At 70.2% G+C, this 12,137-nt stretch carries 8 protein-coding genes; 4 read left to right on the top strand and 4 right to left on the bottom strand.

The window, feature by feature from the left end; translation table 11 throughout:
• Positions 1–49: 49 nt before the first annotated feature.
• Genes cydD through ACZ7P3_RS03105 form a run of 3 tightly spaced genes read right to left on the bottom strand, consistent with a single transcriptional unit; the run spans position 50 to position 6,240 of the window.
• Entirely contained in the window at positions 50–3,646 is a 3,597-nt protein-coding gene (cydD, locus tag ACZ7P3_RS03115; protein WP_472078625.1) for a thiol reductant ABC exporter subunit CydD, read from the bottom strand.
• Positions 3,647–3,696: 50 nt separating this feature from the next.
• On the bottom strand, positions 3,697–4,716 hold the full coding sequence (cydB, locus tag ACZ7P3_RS03110) for a cytochrome d ubiquinol oxidase subunit II (protein ID WP_472078624.1): 1,020 nt from the start codon (positions 4,714–4,716) through the stop codon (positions 3,697–3,699).
• A 15-nt stretch (positions 4,717–4,731) separates the two neighbouring features.
• Positions 4,732–6,240 (bottom strand): cytochrome ubiquinol oxidase subunit I, encoded by a 1,509-nt coding sequence (locus ACZ7P3_RS03105; protein WP_472078623.1) that lies wholly within the window; start codon positions 6,238–6,240, stop codon positions 4,732–4,734.
• A 207-nt stretch (positions 6,241–6,447) separates the two neighbouring features.
• On the opposite strand from ACZ7P3_RS03105, the gene ACZ7P3_RS03100 reads away from it, so the two are divergent.
• Positions 6,448–6,822, top strand: coding sequence for a cyclophilin-like fold protein (locus tag ACZ7P3_RS03100; RefSeq protein WP_472078622.1), 375 nt, complete (start codon positions 6,448–6,450; stop codon positions 6,820–6,822).
• 32 nt (positions 6,823–6,854) lie between these two features.
• On the opposite strand, the gene hisC is transcribed toward ACZ7P3_RS03100, so the two are convergent.
• Positions 6,855–7,934 (bottom strand): histidinol-phosphate transaminase, encoded by a 1,080-nt coding sequence (gene hisC, locus ACZ7P3_RS03095; RefSeq protein ID WP_472078621.1) that lies wholly within the window; start codon positions 7,932–7,934, stop codon positions 6,855–6,857.
• Positions 7,935–8,362: 428 nt separating this feature from the next.
• On the opposite strand from hisC, the gene ACZ7P3_RS03090 reads away from it, so the two are divergent.
• The 3 genes from ACZ7P3_RS03090 (at position 8,363) to ACZ7P3_RS03080 (ending at position 12,084) form a co-directional block, all read left to right on the top strand.
• Positions 8,363–9,475: a LacI family DNA-binding transcriptional regulator gene (locus ACZ7P3_RS03090; RefSeq protein ID WP_472078620.1), complete on the top strand. Its 1,113-nt coding sequence runs from the start codon at positions 8,363–8,365 to the stop codon at positions 9,473–9,475.
• A gap of 461 nt (positions 9,476–9,936) precedes the next feature.
• Positions 9,937–11,019 (top strand): metallophosphoesterase, encoded by a 1,083-nt coding sequence (locus ACZ7P3_RS03085; RefSeq protein ID WP_472078618.1) that lies wholly within the window; start codon positions 9,937–9,939, stop codon positions 11,017–11,019.
• A gap of 192 nt (positions 11,020–11,211) precedes the next feature.
• On the top strand, positions 11,212–12,084 hold the full coding sequence (locus ACZ7P3_RS03080) for a hypothetical protein (protein WP_472078617.1): 873 nt from the start codon (positions 11,212–11,214) through the stop codon (positions 12,082–12,084).
• Positions 12,085–12,137: the final 53 nt, after the last annotated feature.

Below are 12,137 nucleotides of genomic sequence, written 5' to 3'. Positions count from 1 at the left end.
GGGAGTGCGGCCCGTGGCGGGAGCTCCCGACGGGGCTCCTGGCGCCCCGTCAGCCGGCCCCCACCAACGCCTCCGCCGCCGCCTCCCGGTGCGCCATGGCACGCAGCGGGCCGTCCACCGCGGCCAGCTCCGCGTAAGTCCCCCGCTGCACCACCCGGCCCCCGTCGAGCACGACCACTTCGTCCACCGCCTCGAGCCCCGCCAGTCGATGGGTGATCAGCAGCGTCGTACGGCCCTCGGTGGCGGCCAGCAGATCCGCGGTGAGGGCGTCCGCCGTCGGCAGGTCCAAGTGCTCGGCGGGCTCGTCCAGGACGAGCACCGGGAAGTCGGCGAGCAGCGCCCGGGCCAGGGCAAGGCGTTGACGCTGCCCGCCGGACAACCGTGCCCCGTGCTCACCGACCAGCGTGTCCAGACCGTCGGGCAGCTCCTCCACCCAGTCCAGCAGCCGGGCCCGGGCCAGTGCGTCGCACAGGTCGGCCTCGGTGGCGTCCTTCCGGGCGAGCAGCAGGTTCTCGCGCACGGTGCTGTCGAAAAGGTGTGCGTCCTGGGCGCACAGTCCGACGAGCCGGCGAACCTCGTCGCCCGCCAGCGCGCAGGCGTCCACTCCGGCCAGCGTGTACGAGCCGGCGAGCGGGTCGAGGAAGCGCAGCAGGACTTGGGCGAGCGTCGTCTTGCCAGAGCCGGACGGCCCGACCACGGCGATCCGGCGCCCCTGTTCCAGGGTGAGGTCGAGCCCGGCGAGCGCGTCCCGGTGCTGCCCCGCGTGCCGGGCGTCCAGAGCCTTGACCACGACCGGGAAGGGCGCGGCCGGCGCCTGCCGGGGCACCTCCGGCTCCCGTACGGGCTCCGGGGCGTCCAGCACCTCGTACACGCGCTCCGCGCTCCGCTCCGCCCGCTGCCGGAAGCGCACGGCGAGCGGCAGGCCCAGTACGGCCTCGAAGGCGGCCAGCGGGGTGAGGACCACCACGGCCATCGCCACGCCGCCGAGCCGGCCCGCGGCCACCGCCTGCGCGCCCAGCAGCGCGGTGGCGGTGACGGTCAGACCGGAGACCAGCGCGGTGAGCCCGTCGCCGAGCGCGGTGACCGCGGCGGAGCGCGAGGCGATCCGGGTGAGCGTGCCGTCGGCCTCCCGGGCCGCGGCCGTACGGGCCGGCAGCGCCCCGGCGACGGTCAGCTCGGCGGTGCCGGTGAGCAGGTCGGTCACCCGGGTCGCGAGCACACCCCTGACGGGCGCCAGCCGCCGCTCGGCACGCCGGGCCGCGGCCGCGGTGACCAGCGGAACACCGATACCGGCCAGCACGAGGCCCGCCGCGAGAGCGGCTGCGGCCTCCGGCAGCAGCCACGCCGTGAAGGCCACCGAGGCGGTGGAGACGGCCACCGCCACCCCGGCGGGCAGCAGCCAGCGCAGCCAGTAGTCCTGAAGTGCGTCCACATCGGCGACCAGCCGGGAGAGCAGATCACCGCGGCGGGCCGTGCGCAGCCCCGCGGGCGCCAGCCGCTCCAGGCGCCGGTAGACGGCGACCCGGGTGTCGGCCAGCATGCGCAGAACGGCGTCGTGCGACACCAGCCGCTCGGCGTACCGGAAGACGGCACGCCCGATACCGAAGGCCCGCGTCGCCGTCACGGCCACCATCAGATAGAGCACCGGTGGCTGCTGCGAGGCCCGCGAGATGAGCCAGCCCGAGGTGGCCATCAGCCCCACGGCGCTGCCGAGCGCCAGACTCCCGAGCAGCAGTCCGAGGAGCAGCCGGCCACGCCCGGGCCCGGCAAGTCTCCGAACCCGGGCAAGCACCCGCCGGGAACCCGCCGGGGACCGGCCTGTCGAGCCGTCTTCCCGCTGAGCGCGCAGGATGGCGGTGGGATGTGGCTGAGGGTCCGGGGAGCCGGGATCCAGGGGATGGGGGTCCAAGGAGCCGGGGTCCAGGACACGGGAGTCCAAGAAGCCGGGGTCCAGGGAGTGAAGCCCCCTGGGAGGAGGGCCGGTGTCCGCCGGACGTGCCGTCGGTTCCGCGCCCTCCAGCCGCACCACCCGGTCCGCCACTTCCAGAAGCGCCGGCCGGTGCACCACCAGCAGCACCGTGCGGCCCACCGCGAGGCGCCGCACCGCCGCCACGACCTCGGCCTCCGTCGCCCCGTCCAGCGCGGCCGTCGGCTCGTCCAGCAGCAGCACGGGCCGGTCGGCGAGGAAGGCCCGGGCCAGCGCGAGCCGCTGCCGCTGGCCGGCGGACAGCCCGGCCCCGTCCTCCCCGAGTGCCGTGTCGGCCCCCTCGGGCAGCGCATCCACGAACTCCAGCGCGCCGGCCTCCCGCAGGGCCCCGCGTACGGCGGCGTCGTCCGCGTCGGGCCGGGCCAGCCGCACGTTCTCCGCGATCGTCCCGGCGCACAGGTGAGGCCGTTGCGGCACCCAGGCGATCCGCGACCGCCACTGCTCAAGATCGACCTCGGCGAGATCGACTCCCCCGACGCGTACCTGGCCCTCGGTCGGCCGTACGAAGCCCAGCAGCGCATGGAGCAGTGTCGACTTGCCCGCGCCGCTCGGTCCGACAAGGGCCACGGTCTCGCCGTGCTCCACCGTGAAGGTCACGTCCGTCACGGCATCCGCCGACCGCCCCGGATAGCGGACCGTCACTCCGTCGAAGGCCACAGGGCCCACGGGCGCCGCCGCGGTCCCCGACGCCGGTACGGGTGTCTCCAGGACGGCGAAGATCTCCTCGGCCGCGGCGAGGCCCTCCGCCGCCGCATGGTACTGCGCGCCCACCTGGCGCAGCGGCAGATACGCCTCGGGCGCCAGCACCAGGATGACCAGACCGATGGAGAGGTCCATCTCGCCGTGCACCAGGCGCATGCCGATCGTCACGGCGACCAACGCCACCGACAGCGTGGCCAGCAGTTCCAGCGCGAAGGAGGAGAGGAAGGCGATCCGCAGGGTCCGCAGGGTGGCCTGGCGGTACTCGCCGGTGATCCTGCGAATGGAGTCGGCCTGCGCCTTGGCCCGGCCGAACACCTTCAGTGTGGGCAGCCCCGCGACCACATCCAGAAAGTGGCCGGAGAGCCGGGACAGCAGCCGCCACTGACGGTCCATCCGGGACTGCGTGGCCCAGCCGATCAGCATCATGAAGAGAGGGATCAGTGGCAGGGTGCCGACGATGATCGCCGCCGACACCCAGTCCTCGGTGACGATCCGCGCAAGCACGGCCACCGGGACGACCACGGCGAGACCCAGCTGGGGGAGATAGCGCGAGAAGTAGTCGTCCAGAGCATCCGTCCCGCGGGTGGCCAAGGTGACCAGTGAGCCGGTCCGCTGGCCGCTCAGCCATCCGGGGCCCAGCTGAGCGGTGCGCTCCAGCAACCGTCCGCGCAGCTCCGATTTCACAGCCGCGCTCGCGCGGTGTGCGGCGAGTTCGGTGAGCCACGCGACAACCGACCGGCCCACGGCCACGGCTGCCAACAGCAGCAGGGGAGTGCGCAGTTCAGTCACCGACTGACCGTGCTGGAACGCCCCGACCACCACCTCGGCCATCAGCATCGCCTGGGCGATGACCAGCCCGGCCCCGACGGCCCCCAGGCCGACGATCGCCACGAGAAAGAGGCGGGTGGCGTGGGCGTATCGCAGAAGGCGCGGATCGATCGGTTTCACGTGAAACATGCCCTTCGGCCCTGAGGGTGTGTTTCACGTGAAACACACCCTCGGTGGACTCAGTGTGCGGCGCCGGCAGCAGCGTCAGGAGCGATGTGCTGCGTGCCGATCCGCTTGCGGAACACCCAGTAGGTCCAGCTCTGGTACAGCAGGACGAGCGGTGTGGCGATGGCCGCACACCACGTCATGATCTTCAGGGTGTACGGGCTCGACGAGGCGTTGGTGACGGTGAGGCTCCAGTCCCCGTTGAGCGTGGACGGCATGACGTTCGGGAAGAGCGACAGGAACAGCATCGCCACCGACGCCACGATGGTCACGCCGGACAGCGCGAACGACCATCCCTCACGGCCCGCCTGATTGGCGACCAGAGCGGCCACCAGGGCCACGACCGCCACGATCAGGGCCACCAGGCTCTTGCCGTCTCCGCTGTCGGCCTGGGTCCACACCAGGAAGCCGAGCGCCAGAACAGCGGTGACGAGACCGACCCGCAGCGCCAGCCTGCGTGCCCGCAGCCGTATGTCACCGACCGTCTTGAGTGCGGTGAACACCGTTCCATGGAAGGTGAACAAGGTGAGCGTCACCAGGCCGCCGAGCACGGCATAGGGGTTGAACAGATCCCCGAGGCCGCCGACGTACTCGAAGTGCTGGTCGATCTTCACGCCCCGCACGATGTTCCCGAAGGCCACACCCCACAGGAACGCCGGAAGAAGTGAGGTCCAGAAGATGGCCGCCTCCCAGTTGCGCTGCCAGTTCTCCTCGGGCCGCTTCGCCCGGTACTCGAAGGCGACACCCCGGACGATCAGGCAGACCAGGATGACCAGCAGAGGCAGGTAGAAGCCGGAGAAGAGGGTGGCGTACCACTCGGGGAAGGCGGCGAAGGTGGCACCGCCCGCCGTGAGCAGCCACACCTCGTTGCCGTCCCAGACGGGCCCGATGGTGTTGATCAGTACCCGGCGCTCGGGCCGGTTCCGGGCCAGCAGCTTGGTGAGGATGCCGACCCCGAAGTCGAAGCCCTCCAGGAAGAAGTAGCCGGTCCACAGGACGGCGATCAGGACGAACCAGACGTCGTGAAGTTCCATGACTGTCCCCTCGGCCTAGTACGAGAAGGCCATCGGCTTGTCGGCGTCACGTGTGTCGCCGCCGATCTTCGTGGGCGGGTTGAGGTCGGCTTCGGTCAGCTCGGGCGGGCCGGCCTTCACGTACTTTGCGAGCAGCTTGACCTCGACGACCGCGAGGATGGCGTAGAGGGACGTGAAGACGATCATCGAGATGAGGACCTCGCCCTGGGAGACGCCGGGGGAGACCGCGTGCCGGGTCTGCAGCACGCCGTAGACCGCCCACGGCTGACGGCCCGTCTCGGTGAAGATCCAGCCCCAGGAGTTGGCGATCAGCGGGAAGGCCAGGGTCCAGACCGCGATGCGCCAGTACCAGGTGGTCAGCTTCGGGCCGAGCGCCTTGTTCTTGAACAGGACCAGGTTCGGTACCTCGTCGTCGCCGACCCTCAGATGCTTCGGCAGCATGAACTTCTTGCGCGTCAGCCACAGTCCGGCGAGGCCGATGGCGAAGGAGGCCATGCCGAAGCCGATCATCCAGCGGAAGCCCCAGAAGGCGACGGGGATGTTGGGCCGGTAGTCCCCGGGCCCGAACTTCTGCTGCTCGGCCTTGTTGACGTCGTTGATGCCCGGGACGTACGAGGTGAAGTCGTCGTTGGCGAGGAAGGACAGCAGGCCGGGGACCTCTATCGCCACGGTGTTGTGACCCTTGTCGACATCGCCGTAGGCGAAGATCGAGAAGGGTGCCGGCTTCTGGCCGTCCCACAGCGCCTCGGCGGCCGCCATCTTCATCGGCTGCTGCTTGAACATGACCTTGCCGAGCATGTCCCCGCTGACCGCGGTGAGCAGACCGGCGATGACCACGGTGATCAGGCCGAGCCGCAGCGAGGTCTTCATCTCGCGGATGTGCTTCTTGCGGGCCAGGTGGTAGGCGGCGATGCCCACCATGAAGGCGCCGCCGGTCAGGAAGGCCGCGGAGAGGGTGTGGAAGGCCTGGCTGAGCGCGGTGTTCTGGGTCAGCACGGCCCAGAAGTCGGTCAGCTCGGCGCGCCCCTTCACCTTGTCGATCTTGTAGCCGACGGGGTGCTGCATCCAGGAGTTGGCCGCGAGGATGAAGTAGGCCGACAGGATCGTGCCGATCGAGACCATCCATATGCAGGCCAGATGGATCTTCTTGGGCAGCTTGTCCCAGCCGAAGATCCACAGACCGATGAAGGTGGACTCGAAGAAGAACGCGATCAGCGCCTCGAAGGCGAGCGGGGCGCCGAAGATGTCACCGACGAAGCGCGAGTAGTCCGACCAGTTCATGCCGAACTGGAACTCCTGCACGATCCCGGTGACCACACCCATCGCGATGTTGATCAGGAAGAGCTTGCCCCAGAACTTCGTCGCCCTCAGGTACTTCTCGTTCTCCGTGCGCACCCAGGCCGTCTGCAGCCCGGCCGTGAGGGCGGCCAGGGAGATCGTCAGTGGGACGAACAGGAAGTGATAGACGGTGGTGATGCCGAACTGCCAGCGCGCCAGTGTCTCCGGCGCCAAGGCCAATTCCACGTCGTCAGCTCCTTACTTCGCCGTGGTAACGGCAGTTTGCCCCTTTTGTCACGTACATCACGGGAGCAACCGGGACACGCTTGTGAACGCGTTCACATTCACAAGCCATTATGACGCACTGATTTTCGGCAATAGAAGGGGGGTCCCTCCTTCGCCTTCGCGTCAAGGCCTTGGCGGCAACTTCAACATCTTGTTGAATTGCACTTCATGCAGATACGGATCTCGTGGCCTGCGGGCCATCTCACCGCGACCCTTGAGAACACACCGACGGCACAGGCCCTCGGCAAGGCGCTGCCACTCGCCTCCACCGCCCACACCTGGGGCGAGGAGGTCTATTTCGACACGGGTGTGTCTGTTTCACGTGAAACGGATGCCCGGCAGGTCGTGGAGCCGGGCACCGTGGCCTTCTGGACGGACGGCGACGCCCTCGCACTCCCCTATGGCCCCACCCCGATCTCGCGAGGCGACGAGTGCCGCCTCGCGAGCCCGTGCAACGTCCTCGGCAGCGTGGACGGGGAAGCCGCCGTCCTGGCGACCGTGCGGGACGGCGACCCCATACGCGTGGAACTGATCGCCGAGTAGGACTCCCTAGGACTCCTGCTCGACGACGGGAGCTACAGCTCCTTGCGGAACCCTTCCGCCACCTTCAGGAAGATGTCGTTCGCCTCGTTCTCTCCGACCGTCACCCGCACACCCTCGCCCGGGAACGGCCGGACCACCACGCCGTGCTCCTCGCAGGCTGCCGCGAACGCGACCGTCTGCTCCCCCAGCCGCAACCACACAAAGTTGGCCTGGGTCTCCGGCACCGTCCATCCCTGGGCGCGCAGCGCGTCGACCACGCGCGTGCGCTCGCAGACCAGCGAGCCGACCCGGCCCAGCAGCTCGTCCTCGGCCCGCAGCGATGCGATCGCCGCTTCCTGCGCGATCTGGCTGACGCCGAAGGGCACCGCGGTCTTGCGCAGCGCCGCCGCCACGGGCTCATGGCCGATCGCGAAACCCACGCGCAGCCCGGCGAGGCCATAGGCCTTGGAGAACGTGCGCAGAACGCAGACGTTCGGCCTCGTCCGGTACAGCTCGACACCGTCGGGCACCTCGCGGTCACGGATGAACTCCCGGTAGGCCTCGTCCAGCACCACCAGTACATCGCCGGGCACCCGGTCGAGGAAGTTCTCCAGCTCGGCCCGCCGCACCACCGTGCCGGTGGGGTTGTTGGGGTTGCAGACGAAGATCAGACGCGTCCGGTCGGTGATCGCGTCCGCCATCGCGTCCAGGTCGTGCACATCGCCCGGCGTGAGCGGCACCTGCACCGACCGGGCGCCGCTGACCTGCGTGATGATCGGGTAGGCCTCGAAGGAGCGCCAGGCGTAGATCACCTCGTCGCCCGGTCCGCTGGTGGCCTGGATCAGCTGCTGGGCCACGCCCACGGAGCCGGTGCCGGTGGCCAGGTGGGAGAGCGGCACACCGAAGCTCTCCGACAGCTCGTTCATCAGCCCGGTGCAGGCCATGTCCGGGTAGCGGTTGAAGCTGGAGGCGGCCGCGGTCACGCTCTCCATCACGCCGGGCAACGGCGGATACGGGTTCTCGTTGGAGGACAGCTTGTAGGCGACCGGACCGCCGGCCGCGGCGGGCTTACCCGGCTTGTAGGTGGGGATACCCTCCAGCTCGGCGCGCAGCTTGGGGCTCATCTCGCTCACCGCAGTCCTCCTCGCGACCACCGGCGGACCGTCGACGCCGCCGGCTTCCAATACTCCTCACCATATGAGGATTCGGCGCCGCTGCGAACAGGTGCGGGCCGCAAGAGGCGAACCTCATGCGTCCCGGAGGCATCAGGGGCATCGCCACACGAAGGCGCACGTATCGGGGGGCGCGCCGTACATATATCTATGCGCCGGTAGCTCACGCCCTGGCGCGCATCACCCGTGAAGGTGAGTTGAGACCTCTTCGAGACATCGGACACTTGGCAGGCCCATGCGCGCGGACAAGTCACGTCTTGGGATGAGAGCGCTTAACTGCCTTGCTTTCTAATGCAGTTGGCCTGCACCGACCTTGCAGAAACGTGCCTGTCAACGCGTGCATATGCGTCCGCACTACCCCACCACATGAGCCCTACTATCGGCTCGCCATGACAGCAGCAGGGAAGCACCAGGTGAGCCGCGCGGAAACCTCACGTCGAGGCAGTCGGCCGGGCCGGGCGGGCATCAGAGACGTGGCCGCCGCCGCCGGAGTCTCCATCACGACCGTCTCCGACGCCCTCAACGGCAAGGGTCGACTCCCGGATGCCACCCGACGCCATGTCCGCGAGGTCGCCGACCGGCTGGGGTACCGCCCCTCGGCCGCCGCCCGGACCCTCCGTACCGGCAAGTCGGGGCTGATCGGCCTGACCGTGACGACGTACGGGGATGAACCTTTCACCTTCACCGAGTTCGCGTACTTCGCCGAGATGGCCCGGGCCGCCACCTCTGCCGCGCTCGCCCGCGGCTATGCCCTCGTCATCCTGCCCGCGACCTCCCGACATGACGTGTGGTCCAACGTGGCCCTGGACGGCACGGTCGTCATCGACCCCTCCGACCAGGACCCGGTCGTCAGCGAACTGGTCCGTCAGGGTTTACCGGTCGTCTCCGACGGCCGCCCGGCCGGCTCGCTCCCGGTCACCGCGTGGGTCGACAACGACCACGAGGCCGCCGTCCTCGGCATCCTCGACCACCTCGCCGACGCGGGCGCCCGCAGGATCGGCCTGCTCACGGGCACGACGACGGACACGTACACCCACCTGTCGACCACCGCCTATCTGCGCTGGTGCGAGCGGGTGGGCCAGGACCCGGTCTACGAGGCCTACCCGGCCCACGACCCGTGCGCGGGTGCCGTCGCCGCCGACCGGCTGCTCGCCCGGCCCGACCGGCCGGACGCCGTCTACGGCCTCTTCGACCCCAACGGCACCGACCTGCTCGCCGCCGCCCGCCGCTACGGCCTGCGCGTCCCGGACGACCTGCTGCTCGTGTGCTGCAGCGAGTCCACGGTGTACGCCAACACCGAGCCGCCCATCACCACGCTCTCCCTCAAACCGCGCCGGATCGGCACGGCCGTGGTCCAGCTCCTCATCGACGCCATCGAGGGCGTCGAGTCGGACCAGCCCGTCGAACAGGTGATACCGACCGAACTGATCGTGCGTACCTCGTCCCAGCGGCGTCCCCCGCGTACGACCGTCAGCCCGCCGCGAGCTCCGGAGCAGGGATAGGACCGCTGCGGCACACGGCCGGGCCGGGCTCGGCGGCCATGGAGCGGCCATCCTCCGAGCCCGGCCCGGCCCTCCCGTGCGCGGACGCTCGCGGCCGGCGGGCACGGGCGCTCGCGGCCGGGATCGTATGGGCAGCACGATCGTATGGGCGGTCCTGCCCGATTCGCGCGGATCGCCCGCGCGGCCGACACGGGTCGGCCGCCCCGCTTCGCACGGCCCGCCGCGAGCCGCGGCGGCGGGTCGAACGGCTCGCCGGGCGTCCGGCAGGCGACCGGCAGCAGGTCGAAGCCCGGCCCAAACGGGGCGAAAGCCGCAGTGAACTGGAGTCTTGCTCCGATTCACCACCCCTGGGTCATCACACGGCGCGACGGGCATTCCTATGATGGGCCCACGACACCGCGGGCCGCTGCGACCAGGCAGTCCGATGCGGTGCAGATGCGGCGCGATGGTGGAGGGGTCGGATGACTCAGGGGGCCGGGCAGGGACCCGAGGTGGAACGTACGGCGACACTGCGCGACTTCCGGGTACCCGCGTACGTCCACGAGACCGGTCCGTACATCTCCACCCGCCCCGACGACTCCGTCCCGCCCGTGGCCGAGGACTGTCCCGAGGGGTACACGCCCACCCAGCGCGACCTGCCCGTCATCAACCGCGGTGACACCCTCCAGGTCTCCGTGGACCCGGTCCCGGCTCCTGCCGCCCCGGCGCCGCAGCCGACGACGGGGCCCGGACCGCTGTACGTCGTCGGCGACGTCCACGGCTACCTCGACGAACTGGTGACCGCCCTGCAGGAGAAGGGCCTGATCGACGCCTCGGGCCAGTGGTGCGCGGGCACCGCCCGGCTGTGGTTCCTCGGCGACTTCACCGATCGCGGTCCGGACGGCATCGGCGTCATCGACCTGGTGATGCGGCTCTCCGCCGAGGCCGCCGCGGCCGGCGGCTACTGCAAGGCCCTGATGGGCAACCATGAGCTGCTGCTGCTGGGCGCCAAGCGGTTCGGCGACACTCCCGTCAACTCCGGTGCGGGTACCGCCACCTTCCAGGCGGCCTGGCTGCTCAACGGCGGGCAGAAGACCGACATGGACCGTCTCCAGGACCACCACCTGCAGTGGATGGCCCGTCTCGACGCCGTCGAGGCGGTCGACGGATATCTGCTCATCCACTCCGACACGACCGCCTACCTCGACTACGGCGACTCGATCGAGGCGGTCAACGACACCGTCCGCGAGACGCTGACCCGTAACGAGGCGGACGAAGTCTGGGACCTGTTCCGCAAGTTCACCAAGCGCTTCTCCTTCCGCGACGAGGGCGGCGCCGACGCCGTGCGCTCCCTCCTCGATACGTACGGCGGCACCCGCGTCGTTCACGGCCACAGCCCCATTCCCTATCTGCTCGGCGAAGTCGGCTCCGAGGACGACGAAGAGGGCAACGGACCCGTGGTCGAGGGACCGCATGTCTACGCGGAAGGCCTCGCCATCGCCATGGACGGCGGCGTGACCATGGCCGGAAAGCTGCTGGTCCAGCAACTTCCCCTGGATATCTGAGCGTTCCTTGGGCATGCGCCGCTCAGACGCGTCCACGAACGGATGCGTGCAGGTCGGCACGCAATTTCCGCCAACCCCCTGTCACCGTGTGCCGTCACGGCTCTACCATCGGCTTATCCGTAGCAGGCTCCCCTCCGTTTCTGCCCGACGGCTCGCCGGTGTGCGAGCCCCAGCCCTACGGAGCATCGGGGGATGCACATGAACAGCGTTCCGCAGCACCTGCTGAACGAGGACCGCCAGGAATTCGAGCGGATCCTCGATGAGGCGCTGCGCTCCGCACCGCACCGGCCGGAACTGGCCGCTGTCGGACAGCGGCTCAATCCCGAGCAGCTGCGCACCATGGCGCTCAACGCCACCGCTCTCATCACGGCGGCCGCGGCCGCCGAGTACCAGCACTACGTGGAGGTCCGCGAGGAACTGCGCCACCCGGTGCCGTCCGCCCCCTCGGCCGCGCACGATTCCGGTTCCGCGGAACCTGCCTCGGGCGCGATGGGGCTCGCCACCGCTGTGGGCGAGGCCGCCGAAGCCGCGGAGACCGCCGGAGCAGGTGCCATCGCCGTCGTCGCGGTACTGGCTCCTGTGCTCGCCGGCACCGCCGCCGCGATCTTCCTGCTCGTCGGCTACATCCTGAAGATGCTGGACCCCGGCCAGGGCTTCGCCCGGACCATGCTCACCGCGGGCTGGGTCTTCGGCGCCGTGGCCGCGGCCGCGATCCTCGTCGCCGCGATCGGGCTGCTGCTCACCGCCCTGCGCAACAGCGCCGCGGCGGACGCCAAGGCCCACGACGCGGCCAGCGAGCAGGTGGCCAGAGCCAGACAGGCCTGGCGGGATGCCCTGCTGGAGCGCGGCATCCTGCCGTTCCTGCGGGACGCGCTCGCCCAGCCCGGGACGGCAGCCCTGCACCCCACGGTCCCGCCCGCCTCCACCGGCCGCATGCCGCGCCTCGGCTACGACCGCCCCGGCTTCAGCAGCCCCGACGAGGGCTCGGCCTCCGGCCGCCCGAGCTTCACCAGCCCGGACTACACGAGCCCCGACTTCGGCGGCCCGGAGCACCAGCCGGAATAGCCCTCGTACGGCGGTCTGCACCCCGGCCGTGCCGCCAGGCGCCGTCCCAGAGT

This window comes from Streptomyces sp. NPDC107581, assembly GCF_055657175.1.
Note: the sequence above shows the minus strand (reverse complement) of the source record. Positions and strands in the feature narration are given on the sequence as shown.

Bases quoted from the DNA above. Each gene is read 5' to 3' on its own strand.
- cydD (WP_472078625.1), bottom strand. From the start codon at position 3,646: ATGTTTCACGTGAAACCGATCGATCCGCGCCTTCTGCGATACGCCCAC.
- cydB (WP_472078624.1), bottom strand. From the start codon at position 4,716: ATGGAACTTCACGACGTCTGGTTCGTCCTGATCGCCGTCCTGTGGACC.
- ACZ7P3_RS03100 (WP_472078622.1), top strand. From the start codon at position 6,448: ATGCAGATACGGATCTCGTGGCCTGCGGGCCATCTCACCGCGACCCTT.
- ACZ7P3_RS03090 (WP_472078620.1), top strand. From the start codon at position 8,363: ATGACAGCAGCAGGGAAGCACCAGGTGAGCCGCGCGGAAACCTCACGT.
- ACZ7P3_RS03085 (WP_472078618.1), top strand. From the start codon at position 9,937: ATGACTCAGGGGGCCGGGCAGGGACCCGAGGTGGAACGTACGGCGACA.
- ACZ7P3_RS03080 (WP_472078617.1), top strand. From the start codon at position 11,212: ATGCACATGAACAGCGTTCCGCAGCACCTGCTGAACGAGGACCGCCAG.